At 45.5% G+C, this 26,444-nt stretch carries 21 protein-coding genes; 10 read left to right on the forward strand and 11 right to left on the reverse strand.

Features of this window, described 5'->3' with window-relative positions; genetic code table 11:
- Positions 1-25 precede the first annotated feature (25 nt).
- Together rapA and rluA are read left to right on the forward strand one after the other, a co-directional pair.
- Positions 26-2,932 carry an RNA polymerase-associated protein RapA gene (rapA, locus tag VY86_RS04840; RefSeq protein WP_046974123.1) on the forward strand — a complete coding sequence of 969 codons (2,907 nt, stop codon included), beginning with the start codon at positions 26-28 and terminating at the stop codon, positions 2,930-2,932.
- Between the two features lie 96 nt (positions 2,933-3,028).
- Positions 3,029-3,679: a bifunctional tRNA pseudouridine(32) synthase/23S rRNA pseudouridine(746) synthase RluA gene (rluA, locus tag VY86_RS04845; RefSeq protein ID WP_046974124.1), complete on the forward strand. Its 651-nt coding sequence runs from the start codon at positions 3,029-3,031 to the stop codon at positions 3,677-3,679.
- Between the two features lie 233 nt (positions 3,680-3,912).
- Here rluA and djlA read toward each other — a convergent pair whose 3' ends face one another.
- Positions 3,913-4,731: a co-chaperone DjlA gene (djlA, locus tag VY86_RS04850; RefSeq protein WP_046974125.1), complete on the reverse strand. Its 819-nt coding sequence runs from the start codon at positions 4,729-4,731 to the stop codon at positions 3,913-3,915.
- A gap of 183 nt (positions 4,732-4,914) precedes the next feature.
- Between djlA and lptD the strand changes: the two genes are divergently transcribed.
- From lptD to apaH, 6 genes are all read left to right on the forward strand, one after another.
- Entirely contained in the window at positions 4,915-7,239 is a 2,325-nt protein-coding gene (gene lptD / locus VY86_RS04855) for an LPS assembly protein LptD (RefSeq protein WP_046974126.1), read from the forward strand.
- A gap of 69 nt (positions 7,240-7,308) precedes the next feature.
- Positions 7,309-8,610, forward strand: a complete 1,302-nt coding sequence (surA, locus tag VY86_RS04860; RefSeq protein ID WP_046974127.1) for a peptidylprolyl isomerase SurA — start codon at positions 7,309-7,311, stop codon at positions 8,608-8,610.
- Positions 8,597-9,589, forward strand: coding sequence for a 4-hydroxythreonine-4-phosphate dehydrogenase PdxA (gene pdxA, locus VY86_RS04865; RefSeq protein WP_193386968.1), 993 nt, complete (start codon positions 8,597-8,599; stop codon positions 9,587-9,589). The genes surA and pdxA overlap by 14 nt, the downstream gene beginning before the upstream one ends.
- Positions 9,582-10,400: a 16S rRNA (adenine(1518)-N(6)/adenine(1519)-N(6))-dimethyltransferase RsmA gene (gene rsmA, locus VY86_RS04870; protein ID WP_046974129.1), complete on the forward strand. Its 819-nt coding sequence runs from the start codon at positions 9,582-9,584 to the stop codon at positions 10,398-10,400. Before pdxA ends, rsmA begins: the two co-directional genes overlap by 8 nt.
- A gap of 12 nt (positions 10,401-10,412) precedes the next feature.
- Positions 10,413-10,790: a Co2+/Mg2+ efflux protein ApaG gene (gene apaG, locus VY86_RS04875; RefSeq protein ID WP_046974130.1), complete on the forward strand. Its 378-nt coding sequence runs from the start codon at positions 10,413-10,415 to the stop codon at positions 10,788-10,790.
- 2 nt (positions 10,791-10,792) lie between these two features.
- On the forward strand, positions 10,793-11,620 hold the full coding sequence (gene apaH / locus VY86_RS04880; protein ID WP_046974131.1) for a bis(5'-nucleosyl)-tetraphosphatase (symmetrical) ApaH: 828 nt from the start codon (positions 10,793-10,795) through the stop codon (positions 11,618-11,620).
- Between the two features lie 45 nt (positions 11,621-11,665).
- On the opposite strand, the gene folA is transcribed toward apaH, so the two are convergent.
- Complete coding sequence (folA, locus tag VY86_RS04885; protein WP_046974132.1) at positions 11,666-12,151, reverse strand: type 3 dihydrofolate reductase; 486 nt, start codon at positions 12,149-12,151, stop codon at positions 11,666-11,668.
- Between the two features lie 178 nt (positions 12,152-12,329).
- On the opposite strand from folA, the gene VY86_RS04890 reads away from it, so the two are divergent.
- Complete coding sequence (locus VY86_RS04890) at positions 12,330-12,944, forward strand: LysE family transporter (protein ID WP_046974133.1); 615 nt, start codon at positions 12,330-12,332, stop codon at positions 12,942-12,944.
- Positions 12,945-13,041: 97 nt separating this feature from the next.
- Here VY86_RS04890 and carB read toward each other — a convergent pair whose 3' ends face one another.
- The 8 genes from carB to ribF form a co-directional block, all read right to left on the reverse strand.
- The gene (gene carB, locus VY86_RS04895; RefSeq protein WP_046974134.1) at positions 13,042-16,266 is read right to left on the reverse strand and encodes a carbamoyl-phosphate synthase large subunit; all 3,225 of its coding nucleotides are present in this window, start codon (positions 16,264-16,266) and stop codon (positions 13,042-13,044) included.
- A gap of 15 nt (positions 16,267-16,281) precedes the next feature.
- A complete protein-coding gene (gene carA / locus VY86_RS04900; RefSeq protein WP_046974135.1) occupies positions 16,282-17,445 on the reverse strand; it encodes a glutamine-hydrolyzing carbamoyl-phosphate synthase small subunit in 1,164 nt (387 codons plus the stop codon).
- A gap of 434 nt (positions 17,446-17,879) precedes the next feature.
- Positions 17,880-18,701 (reverse strand): 4-hydroxy-tetrahydrodipicolinate reductase, encoded by an 822-nt coding sequence (gene dapB, locus VY86_RS04905; protein WP_046974136.1) that lies wholly within the window; start codon positions 18,699-18,701, stop codon positions 17,880-17,882.
- A 121-nt stretch (positions 18,702-18,822) separates the two neighbouring features.
- Positions 18,823-19,776, reverse strand: a complete 954-nt coding sequence (ispH, locus tag VY86_RS04910) for a 4-hydroxy-3-methylbut-2-enyl diphosphate reductase (protein ID WP_021326152.1) — start codon at positions 19,774-19,776, stop codon at positions 18,823-18,825.
- Positions 19,757-20,227: an FKBP-type peptidyl-prolyl cis-trans isomerase gene (gene fkpB, locus VY86_RS04915; protein ID WP_046974137.1), complete on the reverse strand. Its 471-nt coding sequence runs from the start codon at positions 20,225-20,227 to the stop codon at positions 19,757-19,759. The genes ispH and fkpB overlap by 20 nt, the downstream gene beginning before the upstream one ends.
- Positions 20,228-20,347: 120 nt before the next feature.
- Entirely contained in the window at positions 20,348-20,851 is a 504-nt protein-coding gene (lspA, locus tag VY86_RS04920; RefSeq protein WP_046974138.1) for a signal peptidase II, read from the reverse strand.
- Positions 20,851-23,664 carry an isoleucine--tRNA ligase gene (ileS, locus tag VY86_RS04925; RefSeq protein WP_046974139.1) on the reverse strand — a complete coding sequence of 938 codons (2,814 nt, stop codon included), beginning with the start codon at positions 23,662-23,664 and terminating at the stop codon, positions 20,851-20,853. The genes lspA and ileS overlap by 1 nt, the downstream gene beginning before the upstream one ends.
- 24 nt (positions 23,665-23,688) lie before the next feature.
- On the reverse strand, positions 23,689-24,633 hold the full coding sequence (gene ribF, locus VY86_RS04930) for a bifunctional riboflavin kinase/FAD synthetase (protein WP_046974140.1): 945 nt from the start codon (positions 24,631-24,633) through the stop codon (positions 23,689-23,691).
- 350 nt (positions 24,634-24,983) lie between these two features.
- Here ribF and rpsT point away from each other — a divergent pair, with 350 nt between their 5' ends.
- Complete coding sequence (gene rpsT / locus VY86_RS04935) at positions 24,984-25,244, forward strand: 30S ribosomal protein S20 (protein ID WP_046974141.1); 261 nt, start codon at positions 24,984-24,986, stop codon at positions 25,242-25,244.
- Positions 25,245-25,319: 75 nt separating this feature from the next.
- Here the strand turns inward: rpsT and nhaR are convergent, their stop codons facing one another.
- Positions 25,320-26,234: a transcriptional activator NhaR gene (gene nhaR / locus VY86_RS04940; protein ID WP_046976715.1), complete on the reverse strand. Its 915-nt coding sequence runs from the start codon at positions 26,232-26,234 to the stop codon at positions 25,320-25,322.
- Positions 26,235-26,444: the final 210 nt, after the last annotated feature.

A 26,444-nucleotide genomic window follows, 5' to 3' on the forward strand; every position in this document is an offset into this window, starting at 1 on the left:
TCTAACAGAAACTGAGTCAAAATTTATGCCATTTACCCTCGGTCAACGCTGGATCAGCGATACAGAAAGCGAACTTGGATTAGGAACCGTTGTTGCATTGGACGCACGAATGGTCACTTTGCTTTTTCCTGCCAGCGGTGAAAACCGCCTTTACGCACGCAATGATTCTCCTATTACCCGCGTTATGTTTAACTCGGGGGATGTTGTCACCAGCCATGAAGGCTGGCAACTCAAAGTGGATGAAGTCCAGCAAGAGAATGGCCTGATTATTTATACAGGTACACGTCTTGATACTCTGCAAGAAAATGTCAGTCTGCGCGAAGTGTTCCTCGACAGCAAACTCACCTTCAACAAGCCACAGGATCGCTTGTTTGCCGGTCAGATTGACCGCATGGATCGTTTTGCCTTGCGCTTTCGCGCCCGTAAATATCAAAGCGAACAATTTAAACTGGCTGAAAGTGGTCTGCGGGGTATCCGCGCAAGCCTGATCCCCCATCAGCTTCATATCGCTAATGAAGTAGGCAAACGCCACGCGCCAAGGGTATTGTTGGCTGATGAAGTCGGCTTGGGTAAAACCATCGAAGCTGGGATGATCATCCACCAGCAACTGTTAGCAGGCCGTGCTGAACGTGTTCTGATTATTGTGCCGGAAAGCCTTCAACATCAATGGCTGGTAGAGATGCTGCGCCGTTTCAATCTGCGTTTTGCCCTGTTTGATGACAGTCGCTATACCGAAGCCCGGCATGACAGCGATAATCCATTTGAAACAGAACAACTGATACTTTGTTCACTGGATTTTGTCCGCCGTAATAAACAACGTTTTGAGCATATGCTTGAAGCCAATTGGGATCTGATGGTGGTGGATGAAGCTCACCACCTGGCCTGGAGTGAAGATGCACCAAGTCGAGAATACCAGGTTATTGAAGAATTGGCTGAACAGATCCCGGGTGTATTGCTGCTGACTGCAACACCGGAGCAGTTAGGACAGGAAAGTCATTTTGCCCGCCTGCGCCTGCTTGATCCAAACCGTTTTCATGATTATCAGGCTTTTATTGACGAACAACAAAACTACCGCCCGGTTGCCGATGCCGTAACTCTGCTGTTATCTGGCGAACAACTTAACAATAATCAATTAAATCTGATGAGTGAGCTGATTAGTGAACAGGATATTGAGCCTCTGCTGAAAGCAGCCAACAGTAATAGTGATGAAAGTGAAACCGCACGCCGTGAACTGATTTCCATGCTGATGGATCGCCACGGCACCAGCCGTATTCTGTTCCGTAATACCCGTAATGGCGTGAAAGGCTTTCCTCATCGGGAACTGCATCAGATTAAGTTACCTCTACCAACCCAATATCAGACAGCCATTAAAGTCTCCGATATTATGGGCGCTAAAAAATCGCTGGAATCACGCGCAAGGGATATGCTTTACCCAGAGCAGATTTATCAGGAATTTGAAGGCGAAAACGCCACATGGTGGAATTTTGATCCCCGCGTAGAATGGTTACTTGGTTTCCTGACCGCAAACCGCGATGAAAAAGTGCTGGTAATTTGTGCTAAAGCAACCACAGCTCTGCACCTGGAACAGGTACTGCGTGAACGCGAAGGCATTCGCGGCGCCGTTTTCCATGAAGGATTATCACTGGTTGAACGTGACCGCGCCGCAGCCTACTTTGCTTCTGAAGAAGAGGGGGCACAAGTGTTGCTGTGCTCCGAAATTGGCTCAGAAGGCCGTAACTTCCAGTTTGCCAACCAGTTAGTCATGTTCGATTTGCCATTCAACCCGGATTTACTGGAGCAACGTATCGGACGTCTGGATCGTATCGGCCAAAGCCGTGATATCCAAATCAGTGTGCCCTATCTGGAAAATACCGCACAGGCCGTCCTGATCCGGTGGTATCACGAAGGTCTGGATGCATTCGAACACACCTGCCCAACAGGCCGTACTATCTACGATAACTATTATGAAACTCTGCTGAACTATCTGGCCAAACCGAACGAACAGGATAAATTTGGTGAGTTTATTGAGCAATGCCGCCAACAACATGAGCAGCTCAAATCACAACTGGAGCAAGGCCGCGACCGGCTGCTGGAAATGAACTCCAATGGCGGAGAACATGGCTTACAGTTAGCAGAAAAAATTGCAAAGTATGATGATGATATTGAACTGGTGAATTTCTCTCTCAACTTGTTTGATATCGTTGGTATCAATCAGGAAGATCGCAGCGATAACATGATAGTGCTGACACCCTCCGATCATATGCTGGTTCCGGATTTCCCAGGACTGCCACAAGATGGCTGTACTATCACATTCGATCGTGAACAAGCGCTATCCCGTGAGGATGCCCAGTTTATCAGTTGGGAACACCCGATTATCCGTAATGGGTTGGACCTGATCCTTTCCGGTGATACCGGCAGCTGTGCCGTCTCTCTTTTGAAAAATAAAGCATTACCCGTTGGAACCCTGCTGGTAGAGCTGATTTATGTGGTTGAAGCACAAGCGCCAAAACATCTGCAATTGACCCGTTTCCTGCCGCCAACACCATTGCGGATACTGATGGATTTGAAAGGCAACAATCTGGCTGGTCAGGTGGAATTTGAAAGCTTTAACCGCCAGCTTAACGCAGTCAATCGTCATACTGCGAGTAAACTGGTTAATGCGGTACAAAAAGAAGTTCACGCTATTTTACAACAGGCAGAAGGTTTGATAGAAACACAGGCTCAATCATTGATTGAACAAGCTAAACAGGAAGCTGATGAAAAACTCACGGCTGAACTTTCCCGTCTGGAAGCACTGAAGGCAGTCAATCCGAATATTCGTGATGATGAGTTGGAAGCGATTGAATCCAATCGCCAACAGTTACTGCTTAACCTGAATCAAGCAAGCTGGCGTCTGGATGCTATCCGCCTTGTTGTTGTTACACATCAGTAAGTATTAGAAATACCCGGAGGCTGGACCGGGATGGGGTGTTCCTCACCAAACCCCCCATTCCTGCTCCTCCCTTGATATTCTGCTACCGGAGCCTCAATGGAAGCTTATAACCCTCCCACCGACCCCTGGTTACATGTGCTCTATCAGGATCAACACATCATAGTGGTCAATAAACCCAGTGGGCTACTCTCTGTTCCTGGCCGGGCAGAAGAACATAAAGACAGCATTATGACGCGGATACAGCAGCAGTTTCCGACAGCGGAATCTGTTCACCGGCTGGATATGGCAACCAGCGGCGTAATGGTGGTTGCATTGCTCAAAGATGCGGAACGTGAATTGAAACGCCAGTTCCGTGAACGGGAACCGAAAAAAACCTATATTGCACGGATTTGGGGACGTCTGGAACCAGAAACCGGCATTGTCGATCTACCATTGATTTGTGACTGGCCGAACAGACCAAAGCAGAAAGTTTGTTTTGAAACCGGAAAATCAGCTCAAACTGAATACGAAGTACTCGCTTACGAAGATGAAGCAACCCGGGTAAAACTTTCACCGATAACAGGTCGTTCACATCAGCTCAGGGTACACATGCTGGCACTTGAGCACCCTATTCTGGGAGATCGGTTTTACGCTCATCAGCAGGCAAGAGCAATGGCACCTCGCCTGCAATTACATGCACAGGAGCTCTATATCACCCATCCAGCCTATGGGACCCCAATGCATTTTCAGTGTAAAGCCGATTTTTAATTAATAGACAAATACGGTAACCGAATTCAATGAAGCCAATATCAGGCACAAGGCCAAGCCAAAATAACCCGAAAGAATACGGATACTTGCCATTTTTTCATTCCTCATGTATTTAAAGTAAAAAATATATAAAATTCTCTAATATTTTAAAGGAATAAAAGATAAACTCAATAACAGTAGGGGATTTTATTCCCCTATATGTTAATAAATTGTTTTTAAAAAGAAAAAATAGTTCACTTAAAGCTTTTCTCTTTTTTTATCAAATCATAAGCAGCCTGAATTGACTGGGCTTTTTGTTTAGCAATCTCCATCATTTCTGGTGGTAAACCTTTTGCCACCAACTTATCAGGATGATGTTCACTCATTAGTTTACGATAGGCACGTTTAATTGTTGTCACGTCATCATTTTCACACACACCCAGCACCTTGCAAGCGTCCGCCAGTGTTGGCCCCTGAGGCGCTCTCTGGTAGCTACCATACTGCCGCTGCCATTCTCCACCACCACCGAAATTGCGGCCACCTTCCATCATGGCAAGGAATTGTTCAAACTGGCTACGGGAGATCCTAAGTTCATCAGCAATGATAAACAGCACGTTCCTCTCATTTGGGTGCAGTTGGCCATCAGAAAATGCAGCCTGTAACTGAATCTCCAAAAACATCCGAATTAAGTCAGATCGGCCAAAGCAAGCACGACGCAATTGTCTCAATGTCTCACGCAAAGGAAAATTCAGCTCTTTACCCTCACGAAAAGCGTGCTGGGCCGCAGTCCTGGCTTGCCCGTGAAGTTGCATTCGGTCCATTAACTGACTGGCAAGTTGGATATCTGTTTCAGTCACCCGTCCTTTTGATTTAGTAATATGCCCCATCACCTGAAAGGTACTACTGAAAAACAGCATCTGGCGGGACTGATTATTCGCAAAAAAACCTTGGTTTCTCCGCACACTGGCCCTATCAAACATATGACCAATAAACAGGCCAATGACAATACCCCAGAAGCCTGCTCCAGACATGACACCAAAGATCAGCCCAAGCAATTTTCCCCAATAATGCATATACTCCTCAATTCATCAATGCTCTGAGTGTAGTTTTGCATTATCATACTATTCATTCAGCTCCGTGCCTAACGGCAAGATAAGTAAAGGTATGACTTTACGCTGGCGCATATTCATTGAGTGCGCTAGTCTCTTGAGGTTTGCCGGCATAATGCCACTGATGACGGAACCGCATAAATATCTATGAAGAAATGTTATCCAACTTTGCTGGCCACAACGGTATGGGCCGCACTTTATAGTCAGCATGTACATGCTGATCTCGCAGCACAATGTATGCTAGGTATACCTGTTTACGATCAGCCAATAATTAACGGCGATCAAAATCAACTCCCTATCAATATCCTGGCAGATGACTCACGCGCAGATTATCCGCGCTCTGCTAAGTTCAGCGGTAATGTCCATATTAAACAGGGTAATAAAACGCTGACCGCCGATAAGGTACAACTTGATCAAACAGAAGATGAAGTCCCGCTAAGGACTGTTACTGCAACGGGCAATGTTCATTATGACGATCCCCAAATTATTCTGAAAGGTCCACGCGCTTGGTCTAATTTAAATAATAAAGATACAGATATGGATCAAAGCGATTATCAGATGGTCGGGCGTCAAGGACGCGGCATCGCAGATAAAATGAAACTGCGTGGTGAAAACCGTTATGCCATTCTGGATAACGGTACTTTTACTTCCTGCCTGCCGGGTAATGATAGCTGGAGCGTTGTTGGCTCCGAAGTCATTCTCGACCGTGAAGAAGAAGTGGCTGAAATATGGAATGCCCGTTTCAGAGTGGCGAATGTTCCGGTATTTTACAGTCCGTATCTTCAATTACCGATCGGCACTAAACGCCGCTCCGGTTTCCTTATTCCTAACGCCAGCTATTCCAAAAATGACGGCTTTGAATTTCTTTTGCCCTATTACTGGAATATCGCACCGAATTATGATGCCACGATTACGCCGCATTATATCAGTAGACGCGGTTTAAAACTGGATAATGAATTCCGTTATTTAACGAAAGCAGGTACAGGTACACTTGTGTTCGACTGGCTGAATAATGACGATCAGTATGTCCAAGATAAAAATGCAAGAACACGTACCGCCAGAGAGAGTGATAATCGTTGGTTATTTTACTGGGGACACAGTGGTGTGATGAATCAGGTATGGCGCTTTAATATCGACTATACCAAAGTCAGTGATCCTGAATATTTTTCTGACTTCAGTTCTCAATATGGTTCCACCACCGACGGCTATGCCACACAGAAATTCAGCCTGGGATATGCTCAACAAAACTGGAATGCCACCTTATCTACTAAACAATTCCAGATTTTTTCTCAAGATACCAATAGAAAAGCCTACAGAGCTGAACCCCAGTTAGATCTGAACTATTACAAAAATGACCTGGGCCCATTTGATCTTAAGGTCTATGGTCAGGCGGTAAAATTTACCAGTGTAGGTAAAGAGAACCCGGAAGCAACCCGCTGGCATCTGGAACCCTCCATTAACCTGCCACTTTCCAATGGCTGGGCCAGTATAAATAATGAAGTTAAGCTGATGGCGACTCACTATCAGCAAGATATTCCCAAAGCTCTTGAAAATTCTGAATATAAAGAATCGGTTAACCGGGTTCTGCCGCAGTTCAAAAGTGAAGCCAAAATGGTGTTTGAGCGATCAACGTACCTGAACAGCGATTACACCCAAACATTGGAACCACAGATTCAGTATCTGTATGTGCCATACAAAAACCAGGATAATATCAATAACTTCGATTCATCTTTACTGCAAACTGACTATACCGGCCTATTCCGTGAGCGCTTTTATGGTGGTCTGGACCGTATTTCATCCGCTAATCAAGTGACTACCGGCCTCACTACCCGCATTTATGATGAGGGTTTGGTTGAACGTTTTAACCTGTCGTTAGGTCAAATCTATTACTTTGAACGTCCACGCACCGGTGAGGAAAATATCATTAACAGTAAAGACAGAACAGGTATGATGACCTGGGCTGGTGATACTTACTGGAAAATTAATGATTCCTGGGGCTTGAAAGGCGGTATGCAGTACGATACCCGTCTGGGCAGCGTAACGATGGGGAATGCCGTACTGGAATACCGCCGTGATGAAGACCGGCTCGTGCAGTTGAACTATCGTTTTGTTGACAGGGATTATATCCAGGCCACAGCTAAAAGTGCCCCGGCTTTCCAGCAAGGGATTTCTCAACTTGGTCTGGTTGCAAGCTGGCCGTTAAGTGATCGCTGGGCTTTGGTTGGCGCTTATTACTATGATACCAAAGAGCAGCAACCTGCGAGTCAGTTAGTGGGCTTGCAATACAACACTTGCTGCTGGGCGGTTAACGTCGGTTATGAGCGTAAAATCGTTGGCTGGAAAGACGACAATAGTGAATATGACAACAAATGGTCATTTAACTTTGAACTCCGAGGCTTAAGTAACAATCATAGTCTGGGTAGCAAGAAAATGTTGCAGTCTGGCATCATGCCATACCAGCGTGCATTCTGATGCTAATAACGCTTTGATATTAAACAATATAAGTCCGCTATTGCGGAACCTACATATGATGGGAAAAGTATGAAGAACTGGAGAACTCTCATTCTCGGATTGATGTTTTCAGTGAGTACCGCCTTCGCTGCACCTCAGCAAATGGATAAAATCGCTGCGGTTGTCAATAACGGGGTAGTACTGGAAAGTGACATCAGCAACCTCTTACACTCCGTTAAACTGGATGCACAACGTGCAGGCCAGCAAATACCGGACGAGAAAAGGTTGCGTAATCAGATCGTTGAGCGTCTGATTATGGATAATATCCTGCTACAAATGGCAAAGCAGATGGGGATCACCATTCCTGATCAGGCTCTGGATTCCACAATTGCAAATATTGCAGCCCAGAACCACATAACCGTGGATCAAATGAAACTCCGTATCGCTGCTGACGGGATGAATTTCGATACTTATCGTAATCAGATCCGTAAGGAGATGATCATTGCAGAAGTGCGCAACAATGAAGTTCGCCGTCGTGTCACCATTTTGCCTCAGGAAATTGACGCCTTAGCGAAACAAATTGGTAACCAGAATGCCTATGATACTGAACTGAATATCAGCCACATTCTGATCCCACTACCAGAAAACCCTGACCAGGCACAAATGGAAAAAGCCACGGCTGTAGTACAGAAAATTATGGCTGAACTTAAGCATGGCGTTGACTTCGGTAAACTGGCTATCGCCTATTCCGCTGATCCACAAGCCCTGAAAGGCGGTAATATGGGTTGGAGTAAGCTTCAGGAACTGCCAACCCTGTTTGCCGAGCAACTGCAATCAGCCCCGAAAGGCGCGGTCGTTGGCCCAATCCGTTCTGGTGTTGGGTTCCATATTCTCAAAGTCAATGATATCCGTGGCGGTAACGCAACAATCGCAGTCACTGAAGTTCATGCCCGTCATATTCTACTGAAAACTTCGCCCGTTATGACCGATGATCAGGCACGCACCAAGTTGCAGCAAATCGCCGGTGATATTCGCAGCGGAAAAACGGATTTCGCTGATGCCGCGAAAGAGTTTTCAGAAGATCCCGGTTCAGCCCTGCGTGGTGGTGATCTCGGCTGGACAACACCTGATATCTATGATCCCGCCTTCCGTGATGCGTTAATGCGACTGAATAAAGGTGAGGTAAGCCAACCGGTTCATTCCTCTTTTGGCTGGCATCTGATTCAATTGCTGGACACCCGTAAGGTCGATAGAACAGATGTTGCTCAGAAAGATCGTGCTTACCGTATGTTATTCAACCGTAAATTCACCGAAGAAGCACAAAGCTGGATGCAGGAACAACGCGCCTCAGCTTATGTGAAAATTTTAGATGGCAGCGATGCACAACAATAAACCTATTGTTATTACCCCCGGCGAACCGGCCGGGGTTGGGCCTGATTTGACTGTCGCTCTTGCCCAACAAAGCTGGCCAATACCGCTGGTCGCCTGCGCAGACCCCAATTTGCTTCTGGACAGGGCCAAACAACTCAATTTACCTTTGCAATTATTGGAATATTCTCCGGATAAAACACCCAAACCTCAAGCAGCCGGAACATTGACCATACTGCCAGTTCCTCTTCATGTACCGGCAATCGCCGGTGAGTTGAAGCAGGAAAACGGCAAATATGTGACTGAAACTCTGGCAAGAGCCTGTGACGGTTGCCTGAACGGGGAATTTTCAGCGTTAGTCACAGGACCGGTTCATAAAGGGAATATCAATGACGCCGGCGTGCCTTTTATTGGCCATACCGAATTCTTTGCTGATCGCAGTGGATGTCAGCGGGTTGTTATGATGCTTGCGACAGAGGAACTTCGGGTTGCTCTGGCAACAACTCATCTGCCCATTGTTGATGTGCCAAAATCCATCACTTCCGATAACCTGCGGGAAGTTATCACGATCCTTAACCATGACTTAAAAACAAAGTTTGGCCTGGCAAAACCCTGTATTTATGTTTGTGGTCTGAATCCCCATGCCGGAGAAGGCGGCCATATGGGGCGGGAAGAGATTGATGTCATTATTCCCGTGTTAGAAAGTCTGAGAGCAGAAGGCTTAGTATTAGAGGGGCCTTTGCCGGCAGATACCCTGTTCCAGCCTAAATATCTTCAACATGCCGACGCCGTTCTCTCAATGTATCACGATCAGGGATTACCCGTGTTAAAATACCAAGGTTTTGGCAGAGCAGTGAATATTACGTTGGGCCTGCCGTTTATCCGTACTTCTGTCGATCATGGCACAGCATTGGAACTGGCTGGCACAGGTCAAGCTGATGTGGGAAGCTTTATCACCGCATTGAATTTAGCAATTAAAATGATACAAAACAGTAATGAATAATAGAGTCCACCAAGGGCACTTTGCCCGTAAACGCTTCGGGCAAAACTTTTTAACCGATCAATTTGTCATTGATAGTATTGTTACCGCTATCAACCCAAAACCAGGTCAAGCAGTGCTGGAAATTGGCCCCGGTCTTGGCGCATTGACAGAACCGGTTGGTGAGCGCATGGATAAAATGACCGTGGTTGAACTCGACCGCGATTTAGCTGCACGTCTGCAAGTTCATCCGCAACTAAAAGATAAGCTGACCATTATCCAGCAAGATGCAATGACCGTTAATTTTAGCGAATTATCTCAGCAAAGAGAGCTACCGCTGCGGGTCTTTGGTAATTTACCTTATAATATTTCCACACCGTTAATGTTTCACCTTTTCAACTATACTGATGCTATTGCTGATATGCATTTTATGTTGCAAAAAGAGGTAGTAAACCGCTTGGCAGCAGGCCCCGGCAGCAAAGCTTTCGGACGTTTGAGTGTCATGGCCCAATATTATTGTCAGGTTATCCCCGTGCTGGAAGTACCGCCAACCGCGTTTACTCCCGCACCTAAAGTCGATTCAGCAATTGTACGCCTGATACCGCACAAAAGCATACCTCATCCGGTCAAAAATATTCGTATGCTAAGCCGGATCACTACTCAGGCTTTCAACCAACGGCGTAAAACTATCCGTAACAGCCTCGGTGATCTTTTCACTGTAGAACAGCTCACAGAACTGGGTATCGATCCAGGTACACGCGCAGAGAATATTTCTGTTGAGCAATACTGCAAAATGGCAAACTGGTTATCGGCACAACCTGAAATGCAATCATAACAGGAGTCAACCATGATTAATGCGCCCAGAGTTTCTATTCAGGTACAAAGTGTTTATGTAGAGAGCCAATCGTATCCCGAGCAACAGCGTTTCGTTTTTGCCTATACAGTCACTATCCGTAATCTTGGGCGCGAACCGGTTCAGTTGATCAACCGTTATTGGCTAATTACCAACAGCGACGGTCACCAGACTGAAGTTCAGGGGGAAGGCGTTGTTGGTGAGCAACCAATAATCCTGCCAGGTACAGAATACCGTTACACCAGTGGCGCTATACTGGAAACGCCTTTAGGCACGATGCAAGGCCATTATGAAATGGTCGATCACAATGGTGATCCATTCCGCGTTGCCATTCCGGTTTTCCGTCTGGCTATCCCAACTCTGATTAATTAATTATGTCTACCTATCTGATCGGTGATATTCATGGCTGTTATCATGAATTACGAATTTTATTAACTAAAGTCAATTTTGATCCCAAAAAGGATACATTATGGCTGACAGGAGATTTAGTTGCCCGTGGCCCAGATTCTCTTGAAGTTTTGCGGTATGTTAAACAATTAGGCTCAGCCGCAAAAATAGTATTAGGCAATCATGATCTTCATTTATTAGGCGTTTATGCCGGGATCAGCCGCAATAAACCTAAAGATAAAATTAATGAATTACTGTCCGCTCCAGATGCAGACGAATTAATTAATTGGCTACGCAAACAACCGCTATTACAGTGCGACGATGATCTGAAACTGATCATGACACATGCGGGTATTACGCCCCAATGGGATCTGGAAACCGCTAAAATATGCGCTGGCGAAGTTGAAGTCATGCTCAATAGTAGTAGCTATCCCCTGTTTCTCAATTCAATGTATGGGGATATGCCGAATAACTGGTCGCCGGAACTTTCTGGACTGACACGCTTACGTTTCAGTACCAATGCATTAACACGTATGCGTTACTGTTTTCCAAATGGTCAGTTGGATATGCTTTGCAAAGATAAACCCGAAAGTGCTCCCGCACCGTTAAAGCCCTGGTTTGAGCTGCCACAGCAGATCCCAGCAGAATACTCTATTGTTTTCGGTCACTGGGCATCACTGGAAGGTCAGGGAACATCAGAAAGATTTTATGCATTGGATACAGGTTGCTGCTGGGGAGGTGAGCTAACAATGCTACATTGGGAAGATAAGCAATATTTTACCCAGCCATCCCTGTCAGCCGTAAAACAGCACTAAAGCCAGACACGCCGTGAAGAAAGCTTCATCGGCGTGTTTTATCAATTAGATACGGCGTTGTAGAATCTCAAAACAGTAGCTGTGAGAATTTAATCCATCTGCATCATGGTATTCAGTAAATTCAGAATCCCACTCATCTGGCTCATAATCAGGGAAATGAGTATCACCTATCACTTCTGCATCAATATGAGTCAGGTACATACGGCTAGCCAGTGAGATGAACTGGTCATAAATTTTGCCGCCCCCCATCACCATAATCTCTTCTGCATCACCAGCTACTGCCAGTGCTTCATCAACTGAACTTACCCAAGTTACACGTTCATCATTACCCGGTTGATGACTCAATACAATATTGAGCCGCCCCGGCAATGGGCGACCTATGGATTCATAAGTTACTCGCCCCATAATGACTGGTTTATTCAATGTATTACGTTTAAACCAGGCCAAATCCCCCGGCAAATGCCACGGCATTGCATTCTCCATGCCGATAACCCGATCCATAGCTAAAGCAGCGATCAAGCTGATATTCATTGAGTCACCTTATAGGCAAATAGTATAAAAATTGGTGACACTATACGGAAAGGGATGTACCCAGTCGATAGGATCAACGCTTCCTTAAGTACAAAAAATTCATTTATACTTGATTTGTCGTTTAAGACATTTATTGATCAAAATAATAACAAATCTAATATTAACTATAGGGTACATTATGCTGGAAACATCACTGGTCGTCATCACCATCTCAACTTTGGGCATGCTCTCTCCCGGTCCCGATTTCTTTCTGGTAGTCAAAAATGCCATACGTTATCAACGCTCTGCCGCAATGATGACAGTGCTGGGATTAATTGCCGCTATCGCCTGTCATATGATTTATTGTGTCGCCGGGCTGGCTATTCTTATCACCACCACTCCGTGGCTGTTTAATCTGATGAAATATGCCGGAGCTGCTTATCTTATTTGGATCGGGATCAATAGCCTGCTTTCCCGCGGAGGAAATACCGTCACTCTTGATGACCAAACACGACAAATTGTTACTTTTAAAAAAGCGTTTATGCAGGGATTTTTATGTAATCTGCTGAATCCAAAAGCAACCTTATTCTTCCTGGCAATATTTACTCAGGTGCTGAATGTCAATTCTGGTGTTAATGAGAAACTGTGGTATGCCTTTATTATCTGGAGCCTGGCGGTAATCTATTGGCCATTACTGGTCATATTGATCCAGAGTGCACCAGTACGCCGCGGATTAGTTAAAACTCAAAAGATTATTGATAAACTGCTTGGCGTTGTTTTGATTGGTTTAGGTGTCAAAGTGGCACTGGGATAACAGAAGTTCATTCCCTCCCTTTAAATTTTCAATGAACATAAAAAAGTGCGCTTAATCGAGCGCACCTTTTTATTACTTCAATTAATCAGAATACGGACTAGCTATTAATCTCCGCATGCATTTCCTGTACAGAAATTACCTGCTCGGTTGGATCTGCACTCAGTGCCATTGTTGTAGCAAACCCGCCATTCAATGTGGTGTCATAATGCACTTTATATTGCAGTGCACTACGGCGAATAAGCTTGGAATCCTCAATCGCCTGACGACCAGCGGTAGTGTTCACAATATAGCTATACTCACCATTTTTGATTCTATCCTGAATATGTGGACGCCCTTCGTGAACTTTGTTCACCAGGCGCGGATTGATACCTGCTTCACCCAGTACAACTGCCGTACCGTGAGTCGCATCCAATTCAAAGCCCTGCTTAAGCAACTTAGCGGCCAAATCTACGACCCGGCCTTTATCGCCATCACGCACCGACAAAAGTGCTCTGCCACTCTGTTGCATTCTGGAGTCACATCCCAACAGTGCTTTTGAGAAAGCTTCCGCAAAAGTACGGCCAACCCCCATCACTTCCCCGGTTGAGCGCATTTCAGGCCCAAGAATCGGATCCACACCTGGGAATTTGTTGAAAGGCAGTACAACCTCTTTCACCGAGTAGTATGGCGGGATGATCTCCTGAGTTGCACCCTGTTCAGCCAGAGACTGGCCCACCATCACACGAGCCGCAACTTTCGCCAGTGGCAAACCAGTAGCTTTAGAAACAAATGGCACAGTACGAGCCGCGCGAGGGTTGACTTCAATCAGGTAAACCTCGTCATTCTTGACAGCAAACTGGACATTCATCAAGCCACAGACACACAACTCAAACGCCAGTTTTTCTACCTGCTGACGCATGACATCCTGAATTTCCTGACTCAATGTGTAAGCCGGCAGTGAACAGGCGGAGTCACCGGAGTGAACACCTGCCTGCTCAATATGTTCCATAATGCCACCAATCAGCACCCGTTCACCGTCACAGATAGCATCAACATCCACTTCTATCGCATCATCAAGGAAACGATCAAGCAGTACCGGGGCATCATTAGATACACTAACCGCCGTCTGGAAATAACGGCGCAAGTCAGCTTCGTCATATACAATTTCCATCGCACGGCCACCCAGAACATAAGATGGACGAACCACCAGTGGATAACCCAGCGCATTTCCTTTCTCAACCGCTCGTTCAATCGTCGCCACAGTGGCATTTTCTGGCTGTTTCAAACCAAGACGGTTTACCGCCTGTTTGAAACGCTCACGATCTTCAGCACGATCAATTGCATCCGGGCTGGTACCAATAATTGGCACACCTGCGGTTTCCAGTTCACGGGCCAATTTCAACGGAGTCTGCCCACCATACTGAACAATCACCCCTTTTGGCTGCTCAACACGCACAATTTCAAGCACATCTTCCAAAGTCACCGGTTCGAAATAGAGGCGATCCGAAGTATCGTAATCTGTTGAAACTGTTTCCGGGTTACAGTTCACCATAATGGTTTCATAACCATCTTCACGCAGTGCCAGTGATGCATGAACACAACAGTAGTCAAACTCGATCCCTTGTCCAATACGATTAGGACCACCGCCCAACACCATGATTTTTGGCTTGTCATGATTCGGATTGGCTTCACACTCATCCTCATAAGTGGAATACATGTATGCGGTATCAGTCGCAAATTCCGCCGCACAGGTATCAACCCGTTTGTAAACCGGATACAGATTATATTTGTGACGCAATTTGCGGATCTCTTTTTCCGCCACACCGACCAGTTGCGCCAGACGTGCGTCAGCAAAGCCTTTGCGTTTCAAACAACGCAGGAAATCGACAGTCAAGCTGTTAATTCCCTGTTCAGCCACTTGCTCTTCCAGTCGCACCAATTCTTCAATTTGCACCAAGAACCAGCGGTCAATATCAGTCAGATTGAAAACACCGTCAACCGACATACCGGCGCGGAAAGCATCAGCGATATACCAGATACGCTCCGCACCAGCATCTTTCAATTCACGGCGTATTTTGGTCAATGCCTGTGGATCATCCAGACTGACTTTCGGATCAAAGCCAGTTGCTCCCACTTCCAAACCACGCAACGCTTTTTGCAGGGATTCCTGCTGAGTACGACCAATCGCCATCACCTCACCAACAGATTTCATCTGAGTCGTCAGACGATCATTGGCACCGGCAAATTTCTCGAAATTGAAACGAGGAATTTTAGTCACTACGTAATCAATAGAAGGTTCAAAGGAAGCTGGCGTGCGACCACCAGTGATATCATTCATCAGTTCATCAAGGGTATAACCTACTGCCAATTTGGCGGCAATTTTAGCAATTGGGAAACCTGTCGCTTTCGAAGCCAACGCAGAAGAGCGGGAAACGCGTGGGTTCATTTCGATGATAACCAAACGGCCATTTTTCGGGTTCACCGCAAACTGTACGTTAGAACCGCCGGTTTCCACACCGATTTCACGCAATACCGCCATCGAAGCGTTACGCATGATTTGGTATTCTTTATCGGTCAGCGTTTGTGCCGGTGCGACGGTGATGGAATCGCCAGTGTGAATCCCCATAGCATCGAAGTTTTCAATCGAGCAGACGATGATACAGTTATCATTTTTATCACGCACCACCTCCATTTCATACTCTTTCCAGCCAATCAAAGATTCATCAATCAATAGCTCGTTGGTTGGAGAAAGATCTAAACCACGCTCACAAATTTCTTCAAATTCTTCGCGGTTATAAGCGATACCGCCACCACTTCCTCCCATAGTAAAGGAAGGACGGATAATACAAGGAAAACCGACTTTATCTGCAACGGCCAGCGCTTCTTCCATTGAATGGGCAATACCAGAACGCGGGGTTTCCAAGCCTATCTTTTTCATTGCCATATCGAAACGGCGACGATCTTCCGCTTTATCAATCGCATCTGCGGTTGCGCCAATCATAGTCACGCCAAATTCTTTCAAAACCCCTTGACGTTCCAGTTCCAACGCACAGTTCAGCGCAGTTTGTCCACCCATGGTTGGCAAAACCGCATCAGGACGCTCTTTTTCAATGATTTTACGTACCACTTCCCAGTGGATCGGCTCAATATAAGTGGCATCCGCCATTTCTGGATCAGTCATGATGGTGGCCGGGTTTGAGTTCACCAGCACAACACGATAACCTTCTTCTCGTAACGCTTTACAAGCCTGTGCACCTGAGTAGTCGAACTCACAAGCTTGGCCGATAACAATGGGGCCAGCCCCCAAGATCAGGATACTTTTAATATCAGTACGTTTTGCCATTTTATTTTCTCCTGATTACTTGGTGTTATGACGATTATTTTGCTGACAATACTGTTTAATCAGCTCAATAAAGTGATCGAACAGTGACGCAGTTTCATGCGGGCCAGGGCTGGCTTCCGGGTGCCCCTGGAAGCTGAAGGCTGGTTTATCTGTGCGATGAATTCCCTGTAACGTACCATCAAACAGGGATTTATGGGTCACACGCACATTTGCCGGCAATGACTTTTCATCCACAGCAAAACCGTGGTTCTGTGCAGTAATCATCACAATATTACGATCAAGATCTTTTACCGGATGGTTGCCGCCGTGATGGCCGAATTTCATTTTCATTGTCTCGGTGCCACTGGCCAATGCCAGCAATTGGTGCCCAAGGCAAATACCAAAGATCGGAATATTTGTCTCAAGGAGAATTTTAATTGTTTCAATCGCATAGCCACAAGGTGCCGGGTCGCCCGGACCATTGGACAAGAAAATACCATCTGGATTCAGCTTCAATACATCCTCAGCCGGTGTCTGAGCGGGAACCACTGTCAAGCGACAACCACGATCTACCAGCATCCGCAAAATATTGCGTTTTGCACCAAAGTCATAAGCAACAACATGATAAGGCAGCTCCTGTTCTTGCTTCTCTTCCGGTAATCCATCTGCCAGAGTCCAGCTCCCCTGTAACCACGGATAAACCTGCTCCGTTGTCACCTCTTTTGCCAAATCCATCCCTTCCAGCCCTGGGAACGCTTGTGCTTTTTCCAGTGCAACCTGAGCGTTAATCTGCTTACCTGCTATAATACAACCATTCTGTGAACCTTTTTCCCTTAACAAGCGGGTCAGTTTACGGGTATCGATATCCGCTATCGCAACAATATTATGGCGTTTAAGGTAATCAGAAAGCGTTTCTTCGCTACGGAAGTTACTGGTCAATAACGGCAGATCACGAATTACCAGCCCTTGGGCTTGAACTTTTAGTGATTCTTTATCAACTGAGTTAACACCGACATTACCAATATGGGGATAAGTAAGAGTGACAATTTGGCGGGAATAAGAAGGGTCTGTGAGAATTTCTTGATATCCGGTCATTGAGGTATTGAAAACCACTTCCCCAACTGCCGCCCCTTCAACACCGATGGCGCGACCATGGAATTGGGTTCCGTCTTCCAGAACCAATATAGCTGACTTAATCAAAACACCCTCCAGAGAATAATAAATCACAATTAGTGCATATTAATTCAGATTTGTTCGTCAAAATCAATGCCAAAGCTGCTTTTTAGGCAAAATTTTGGCAAATTGCGCGCATTCTAATGATGAGAGGGATAGTTGTCTACAAAAAATGTTACTTTTATTATTTTTTTGCGTACTTCACTGGATAAACTGATAAAATAAGGCCAAAAATAGAGACAAAGTTAGTTTAGAAAACGATTACCAGCATAGAAGATTTAATTTTCAGATGAAGAATTGAAAATAACCATAAAAAAGAGAAAAAAACTGGAAAACAAAGGTAAAAAAGAGAGAAAAATAAACAAAATCCACAAAAAATTAATTAAATCATATCAAGCAATCAAAAATCGCATAATAGATAATTTAATTATGCGATATCAATTAGTTATAAAAATAAAATTTTAAATAAAATCGAGATTTAAAACGTCTTTCATATCAAAAAGACCACTATTTTTACCACATAACCATAATGCTGACTTTACCGCCCCATTTGCAAATGTCATCCGGCTGGAAGCCTTATGAGTTATCTCAATTCTCTCACCCATATCTGCAAATATAGCGGTATGTTCACCAACGATATCCCCGGCACGGACAGTCGCAAAACCAATACTTTTCGGATCACGTTCACCGGTATAACCTTCACGGGCATAGACAGCACACTCTTTAAGATCCCGACCTAAAGCATGGGCAATAGATTCTCCCATCGCTAACGCCGTTCCTGATGGTGCATCCACTTTATGACGGTGATGTGCTTCGATAATCTCGATATCAGTATACTCGCCCATCACTTTCGCCGCTTTTTCCAGTAATTTAAGCACCAGATTCACACCAACACTGAAATTTGCAGCAAATACTATCGGGATATCCGTGGAAGCATCTTCAATCGCCTGCTTACCTGCATCATCAAAGCCTGTGGTACCGATAACCATCGCTTTACCGTTCTGACGACAAATTTCAAGATGGGCAAGTGTGCCTTCCGGGCGGGTAAAATCGATAAGAACATCAAAATTATCAACAACATTTTTCAGGTCATCATAAACAGTAACACCTGTATTACCGATACCCGCCAATTCTCCGGCATCCACGCCAATCAGAGAAGAGCCTGAGCGTTCTAACACGGCACCGAGAGCGACTCCACTCAATTGATGGATAGCCTGTATTAACTGACGCCCCATACGCCCACCAGCACCAACAATAGCAACACGAATTTCTGTATTAGCCATAAGCCCTCACTGTGAATTAGTCCCTTTCCTGATTTAATACAGGCGATCAGTCAGATGAATTTTTTAAATCAATAGATTACGAGCAACCTCACTCTTAATCTGGCGCAGTACTTTAAATTACTTAACTAATCTGCTTAACTTCAACACGTAACTCTTTCGGCACTTCGAAAACAATATTCTCTTCCCTGCCATGTAATTCTTCGACAGAATCAGCCCCAAGATTTTTCAGCCGCTCAATGACTTGCTGAACTAAGATATCCGGTGCCGAAGCTCCCGCAGTCACCCCAACCAGAGAAACGCCCGTTATCCATTCTTTTTTAATATCATCAGCAGAATCTATCAGGTAAGCAGGTTTACCAACACGCTGAGCTAACTCTGCAAGGCGGTTAGAGTTAGATGAATTCTTCGAACCAACAACCAATACAACATCAGCATCAGATGCCAGATCCCGTACCGCTTCCTGGCGGTTAGTCGTCGCATAGCAGATATCATCTTTACGGGGACCGACAATGTTGGGGAATCGCTCATTAAGCGCATCAATCACTTCTGAAGTGTCATCAACAGATAACGTAGTTTGAGTCATAAAACACAAGTTATCTTCATCTTTGACTTTCAGATTCCACACATCTTCAGGAGATTCAACCAGATACATTCCACCATCAGCATTATTGTACTGACCCATTGTCCCTTCAACTTCAGGATGCCCAGCGTGACCGATCAGAATAGCTTCTTTGCCTTTGCGACTGGCTCTGGCCACTTCCATATGGACTTTAGTTACCAAGGGACAAGTTGCGTCGAACAGCATCGTCAGATTGCGGGAACGGGCTTCCGCACGGATCGCCTGTGAAACACCGTGAGCAGAAAAAATCAGAATCGCATCATCGGGTACTTCTGCAATGTCTTCAATAAAGATAGCGCCCCGCTTGCGCAGGTTATCCACAACATAGCGGTTATGTACAACCTCATGGCGAACATAGATCGGTGCACCATATAATTCCAGAGCACGTTCTACAATACTGATGGCCCGGTCAACACCAGCACAAAAACCACGAGGGTTAGCCAGCAATATCTGCATGGTTTTCCTCCAACTGTGGATCAATTTCCAACACTTCAATCTCAAATGTGATGTTCTGATAGGCTAACGGGTGGTTGAAATCAACAGTGACGGACTCCTCTGCCACTTCTTTTACGATGCCTGGCATTTCACTGCCATTCATTGCCGTAAATAACATTATAGTTCCAATTTCAGGAATACCCGTTTCGGTAAAATCACGCGGAGTAAAATATTGGATCAGATCAGGATTCGGTTTACCAAATACGGCCTCACCAGCCAGAGTAAATGTGTGTCTATCTCCCTTTTTCAGACCGGTAAGCTGCTGCTCCAAAGGCGAAGAAAGGGTTCCATCACCTAAACGGAATAATGCAGGTTTGCCCTGATGGTGGGTGGAATCGGCTATAGAACCATCTTGCAGTTTTAAAGTGAAATGCAGCAAAACCGCACTATCTGCATGTACCTGCTTTGACATATTACTCAGAACCTATTTTATTTGCGGCTCTTTGTCGTAAAAAGCGAACCTGGACACTGCCTAAGTTCACTATTCATTCACAACAACCGCCTGAACAATAACGCCTACTAAAATAGGCTTTTATCCTGCTTTAATTGTCTTTTCATCCGGGCTTAAAAAGCTATCAATGATAACCAATGCAGCCCCGATGCATATCGCCATATCGGCGATATTAAAGGTTGGAAAGTGCCAGTCACCGACATAAAAATCAATAAAATCGATGACAAAACCATGAACCAACCGGTCAAACAGATTACCCAATGCTCCACCAATAATCAGGGCATAAGCGATATTACTCAGTTTCTTCTTTGCACTGGAACGATACATCATCACTATCAATACGACTGAAATAGCAACGGCAATTAATGCAAACAACCAACGCTGCCAGCCGTCTTTATCCGCAAGGAAACTGAAAGCCGCCCCCAGATTCTGGGCATAAGTCAGGTTGAAATAAGGTATTAATGGAACGGATTCATACAGATAAAAGTGTTTCAGCACTAACTGTTTACTCCCCAGATCCAGAATCAATACCACGGCAACTAACCAAAGCCAGCGAAGGCCAGTGGAGCAAATGGGTCTATTCATCAGGCAAACTTACGCTCTTCGCCGTTACCGGCAACATTAGTTACACAGCGGCCACAAAGTTCTGCGTGCTCCGCCACCAATCCCACATCTTTAGCGTAATGCCAGCAACGAGGACATTTTTCACCATCCGCTTTACGGAAAGTAATTTTCAGGCTGTCGATTTCGCTTTGCTGCGCATCGTCACCCGCCTGTTCATAAGCTGCAACAGAAACCTGAGATGTCAGCAGAACAAAACGCAATTCATCTCCCAGGCGGTTCAATTTATCAGCCAGTTCATTATTTGCATACAGAGTGACGGCGGCTTCCAAAGAGCTGCGAATATGTTTATCTGCACGTGCCTGCTCCAGCACTTTGTTGACTTCACCACGGACAGCCAGTAAATCAGCCCAGAAAGTATCATTCATTTGTTCGCCTGCGGCCAGACCAAACAAGCCGTCATACCACTCTTCGGTAAAGACATACTGAGCACGTTTACCAGGCAATTCATTCCAGACTTCATCCGCTGTGAAGGAGAGAATAGGCGCCATCCAACGAACCAGTGCTTCTGCAATATGATACAGCGCAGTCTGGCAACTGCGACGGGCCAGACTATCTCCCTTAGCGGTATACTGGCGGTCTTTAATGATATCGAGATAGAACGAACCCATTTCCACAGAACAGAACTGCATTAAGCGCTGAACAACAGAGTGGAAATCATATTCATCGTAGCATTTTGCAATATCTGCCTGAGCTGCCTGAGCACGGCCCACAGCCCAGCGATCCAGCACCGCCATCTCTTCTGGTTTAACCCTATGTTGTTCAGGATCAAAACCATTCAGGTTTGCCAGCAGGAAACGCGCTGTGTTACGGATACGGCGATATGCATCAGCAGAACGTTTCAGAATTTCATCTGATACCGCAATTTCACCAGAGTAATCGGTAGAGGCAACCCACAGACGCAGAATATCCGCCCCTAATTTATTCATCACATCCTGCGGACTGATAGTGTTGCCGATAGACTTAGACATCTTACGGCCCTGACCATCCACAGTGAAACCGTGTGTCAGTACCTGACGGTAAGGCGCTTTGCCTTTCATTGCGGTTGAGATCATCAGGGAAGACATAAACCAGCCACGATGCTGATCTGAACCTTCCAGATAGATATCCGCAGAGTTGCCCTGAAATTCAGAACGAGCATCAACAACCGATGAATGAGTTGATCCAGAATCGAACCAGACATCCAGAGTATCAAAGATTTTGACATAGTTAGCCGCATCATCACCCAGCAGTTCTGCTGGATCCAGATCCCACCACGCCTGAATACCATCCACTTCAACACGTTTGGCAACTTCTTCCATCAACTCGACAGTGCGTGGATGAAGTTCTTCCGTCTCTTTATGGACAAACAGGGACATCGGGGTGCCCCAAGTACGTTGACGTGAAATACACCAGTCAGGACGGTTCTCAACCATTGCTTCAATACGGGCCTGCCCCCAGCCAGGGATCCACTGAACACCGTTGATCTCTTTCAGCGATTGCTTGCGCAGACCATTTTGATCCATGCTGACAAACCACTGCGGCGTGGCACGGAAAATGATTGGCGCCTTGTGACGCCAGCAACAAGGATAGCTGTGCTGTAATTTTTCCAGGTGCAGCAGTGCATTGTTTTCACTCAGGATATTCAAAATAATATCGTTCGCCTTAAAGACAAACACGCCATCCAGAGAAGGATAAGTCCCCGGCAGATAGCAGCCATTCGGACCAACCGGATTTGCGACTTCCAAACCATATTTCTGACCAATAACAAAATCGTCCGGGCCATGACCTGGCGCAGTATGGACAGCGCCGGTACCCGCATCCAATGTAACGTGTTCGCCCAGTACAACCGGTGAATCGAAACCCATAAATGGATGTTTGAAGCGCAACAGTTCCAACGCAGAACCCGCACAATGCCCCAGCACAGTCCACGACGCCACACCCGCGCGCTGCATCACACTTTCGACCAAATCAGCAGCCAGGATCAAACATTCACCATCAATCTGTACTAATTGATAGTCAAATTCAGCATGCAAAGCGATCGCGCGGTTAGCCGGTAACGTCCACGGCGTGGTTGTCCAAATCACCAGAGAAACGGGTTGATCTGATGCCTGCACGCCAAATTTCTCGTAAACAGCTGCCGTATCAACAGCATCAAAACGCACGTCAATAGATGGAGACGTTTTGTCGTAATACTCAACTTCCGCTTCAGCCAATGATGAACCACAATCAGTACACCAGTGAACAGGTTTAGCGCCTTTTAACAAATGTCCATTGGCAATAATACGGCTCAGTGCACGAATAACGTTGGCTTCAGTCTTAAAGTCCATCGTCAGGTATGGGCGATCCCAGTCACCTAATACGCCCAGACGGATAAAGTCTTCCTTCTGACCTTCTATCTGCTCTTTGGCATATTTGCGGCACTCGGCACGGAATTCAGCAGCGGAAAATTTTTCTCCCGGCTTACCAATAATCTGCTCAACCTTAAGCTCAATGGGTAAACCATGGCAATCCCAACCGGGTACATATGGCGAATCATATCCCGCCATCCCTTTGGATTTAATAATAATATCTTTGAGAATCTTATTGACTGAGTGACCAATATGAATGCTGCCGTTCGCATAAGGAGGGCCGTCATGCAGAATAAATGTTTTTTTACCGGCTTTTGCTTTACGAATTACCTGATACAACTCATCTTTGTACCAACGTTTTAGCATGTCTGGTTCGCGCTTTGCTAAGTCTCCGCGCATTGGAAACCCTGTTTCTGGTAGGTTCAGGGTATTTTTATAGTCACTCATTCGATTCTCAATTCCAATTTTCCGCTAGATACATGACACTGGCAGCTGTTTAAAAAATTCCTTCGCAGCGACCAAATCATTAGCAATTTGCTGCTTGAGTGCATCAAGGGAAGCAAACCGCTGCTCATTACGCAGTTTTTTGCGTAACACCACATCAATATGATGCCCATACAGATCCATTTGGGTATCAATCAGATGTACTTCAAGTTGTTGGTCCTGACCAGAGACGGTTGGACGTGTACCAATATTGGCAACACCCGGTAAAGGCTTATCTCCCAAGCCATAGACTTCAACGACATAAACGCCTTGTACAGGAGCGACTAAACGTTTTAATGGCAAATTAGCTGTTGGAAAGCCAATAGTACTCCCCAGCCGTCTACCATGAACGACCCGGCCACAAATACTATATGGATGTCCCAATAATGTTTCAGCTAATACCAAATCATCATCTTGCAGTGCCTGACGGATAGCGGTGCTGCTGATCCGCAAACCACTGTCACAAAAACTTTCGCTGTTGGTCACGTCAAAACCGTATGTTTCACCGGCTTGCTGTAGAAAAGCAAAGTCACCACTGCGGGATTTGCCAAAACGAAAGTCATCTCCTACCGCCAGAAACTTAACACCCAATTTTTCCACGAGCAACCGCGAAACAAAGGCTTCTGGCGTATTTGCCGCAAAATTCCTGTCAAATTTCACACATAATAAATAATCCACTCCATACCGGGCGAGATATTTAGCTTTATCCCTCAATCTCGTCAGACGGGCTGGAGCATTATCCCTGGCAAAAACTTCCAAGGGTTGTGGTTCAAAAATCATAACCGTTACCGGTAAACCCAGACGCTGCCCTTCGCGTTTTAAGTGCTTCAGTAGTACCTGATGGCCTCTGTGGACACCATCAAAATTACCAATCGTCAGCACGCAACCATGGTGACGCGCCCGGATATTACTTATACCGCGAATTAGCTCCATAGCTGGCTCAATACCCTGGAAATTGCCAAATTATACCTTGTACAAAGCGCAAGGTTAACCCACCATCATAAGATGGCTAAAATTAATAACCCTGATTCATACAACAAAAACGGGCAGGAATCCCGAAAAATATTTATTTTATTTCTCATCAGGACTATTCAATGAGATTTTTATTGTGAAAGACTGTATTCCAGCTAACTAAGCTGATAAAATCCTGCGCCATCACAACGTAACAAGTGCCGCGGTACAACGGCGCTTATTTGCACAAATCCATTGACAAAAGAAGGCTGAACAGGCATATTCCTCGGCCTTTGAATTGTCCTCGATAGAATATATTTGGGAGTTGGACCTTGGCTAATATCAAATCAGCTAAGAAACGCGCCATTCAGTCTGAAAAACGTCGTCAGCACAACGCTAGCCGCCGTTCTATGGTGCGTACCTTCATCAAGAAGGTCTATGCTGCTATCGCCGCTGGCGATAAAGAATCTGCGCAGAAAGCATTTAATGACATGCAACCTATTGTCGATCGTCACGCCTGTAAAGGTCTGATCCACAAAAATAAAGCAGCACGTCATAAATCTAATCTGGCAGCTCAAATCAACGCAATGTAATAATTTGCGTTTAGATTACTGAAAAACCGGCTTTCGCCGGTTTTTTTGTTGTTTACAATTATTATCAACTATTTTTTAAGTCCGCTTCTTAGATGGCACATTAAACAACGCGGAAAAATCTTTATTACACACGCGCTGAACCGCCGGATGTTGAATCATTCGTTCAGCAAAAATCACATAATACTCTTCCTGCACTGCATCCAGCCGGCCAATTTCAGCAATATCATTGTCAGCAAAAATATCATTGGTATACAAAGACGGCGCAACGAAAATCGCATTATGATACATACCAAACGCTTTCATTAATGCGGCATCATCAAATTCACCCAGAACTTCAACCTGAAGATTTTTATTACGGATCCAAGTCAACAGTTTACGCCCTAACATAGAGCGACGTCCTGGCACCAACAGGCGACGTTCCTCTAAACATTCTGGGAAAGGCTTTTGCGGAACAGGTTGCCGGCAGAAGAAACTGACATTGCATTCACCCAGTTTTACCGAGAACAGCCCTTCCTGCTGGGAAGAATCCACCGGGCAATCAGACAGTATCATATCGAGTTTGTGCTGACTAAGTTGCTCAAGCAGCAATTCATGGGTTGATTCAAAACAGCGCAGATGGATCTGCTCATGTTCCACCACCGCTGTTTCCAATACCTGACTAACCAGACGTTTGGATAATGCATCAGCAACACCAACATCAAACAACAGGTTGGATTCACGGCTGTAGTTAACAATATCCAGCATCTCCTGACTCAGCATAAACATCTTATCCGCATAGCGGAAGATAAGCTGTCCCAGTTCTGATGGCACCAGACCCCGTCCTTGGCGTTTGAACAGTTTTCCGCCTAAACGCTCCTCCAGTGCTTTTATTTGCCCTGTAATCGTCTGCGGCGTCAGATAAAGCGCTTCTGCCGCCCCAACCACAGATCCTTCCTTGCAAACATGCCAGAAATAATAGAGATGATTAAAATTCAGATGTGACACCCGCATATGTTTTTCCTTGTGTATCGCTTTCGTCTGGTAACCAACGCCAGCCATACATTCCTAATTTACCGTTATACGGCGATTTCCTGTTTTTTCGCTACATAAAATATCCGCGGTACAATTTTTTGTTGTACTACGAGTACAAAAATGAGAGTCAGTTCGGAAATTCTTTCTGAAACTATCAGGCTAAATTAATTAATTTATCACCGCTCTGCC

Source organism: Photorhabdus thracensis, from assembly GCF_001010285.1.
GTDB classification, from domain to species: Bacteria; Pseudomonadota; Gammaproteobacteria; order Enterobacterales; family Enterobacteriaceae; genus Photorhabdus; species Photorhabdus temperata.

Bases quoted from the DNA above. Each gene is read 5' to 3' on its own strand.
- rapA (WP_046974123.1), top strand. From the start codon at position 26: ATGCCATTTACCCTCGGTCAACGCTGGATCAGCGATACAGAAAGCGAA.
- rluA (WP_046974124.1), top strand. From the start codon at position 3,029: ATGGAAGCTTATAACCCTCCCACCGACCCCTGGTTACATGTGCTCTAT.
- djlA (WP_046974125.1), bottom strand. From the start codon at position 4,731: ATGCATTATTGGGGAAAATTGCTTGGGCTGATCTTTGGTGTCATGTCT.
- lptD (WP_046974126.1), top strand. From the start codon at position 4,915: ATGAAGAAATGTTATCCAACTTTGCTGGCCACAACGGTATGGGCCGCA.
- surA (WP_046974127.1), top strand. From the start codon at position 7,309: ATGAAGAACTGGAGAACTCTCATTCTCGGATTGATGTTTTCAGTGAGT.
- pdxA (WP_193386968.1), top strand. From the start codon at position 8,597: ATGCACAACAATAAACCTATTGTTATTACCCCCGGCGAACCGGCCGGG.
- rsmA (WP_046974129.1), top strand. From the start codon at position 9,582: ATGAATAATAGAGTCCACCAAGGGCACTTTGCCCGTAAACGCTTCGGG.
- apaG (WP_046974130.1), top strand. From the start codon at position 10,413: ATGATTAATGCGCCCAGAGTTTCTATTCAGGTACAAAGTGTTTATGTA.
- apaH (WP_046974131.1), top strand. From the start codon at position 10,793: ATGTCTACCTATCTGATCGGTGATATTCATGGCTGTTATCATGAATTA.
- folA (WP_046974132.1), bottom strand. From the start codon at position 12,151: ATGAATATCAGCTTGATCGCTGCTTTAGCTATGGATCGGGTTATCGGC.
- VY86_RS04890 (WP_046974133.1), top strand. From the start codon at position 12,330: ATGCTGGAAACATCACTGGTCGTCATCACCATCTCAACTTTGGGCATG.
- carB (WP_046974134.1), bottom strand. From the start codon at position 16,266: ATGGCAAAACGTACTGATATTAAAAGTATCCTGATCTTGGGGGCTGGC.
- dapB (WP_046974136.1), bottom strand. From the start codon at position 18,701: ATGGCTAATACAGAAATTCGTGTTGCTATTGTTGGTGCTGGTGGGCGT.
- ispH (WP_021326152.1), bottom strand. From the start codon at position 19,776: ATGCAGATATTGCTGGCTAACCCTCGTGGTTTTTGTGCTGGTGTTGAC.
- fkpB (WP_046974137.1), bottom strand. From the start codon at position 20,227: ATGTCAAAGCAGGTACATGCAGATAGTGCGGTTTTGCTGCATTTCACT.
- lspA (WP_046974138.1), bottom strand. From the start codon at position 20,851: ATGAATAGACCCATTTGCTCCACTGGCCTTCGCTGGCTTTGGTTAGTT.
- ileS (WP_046974139.1), bottom strand. From the start codon at position 23,664: ATGAGTGACTATAAAAATACCCTGAACCTACCAGAAACAGGGTTTCCA.
- ribF (WP_046974140.1), bottom strand. From the start codon at position 24,633: ATGGAGCTAATTCGCGGTATAAGTAATATCCGGGCGCGTCACCATGGT.
- nhaR (WP_046976715.1), bottom strand. From the start codon at position 26,234: ATGCGGGTGTCACATCTGAATTTTAATCATCTCTATTATTTCTGGCAT.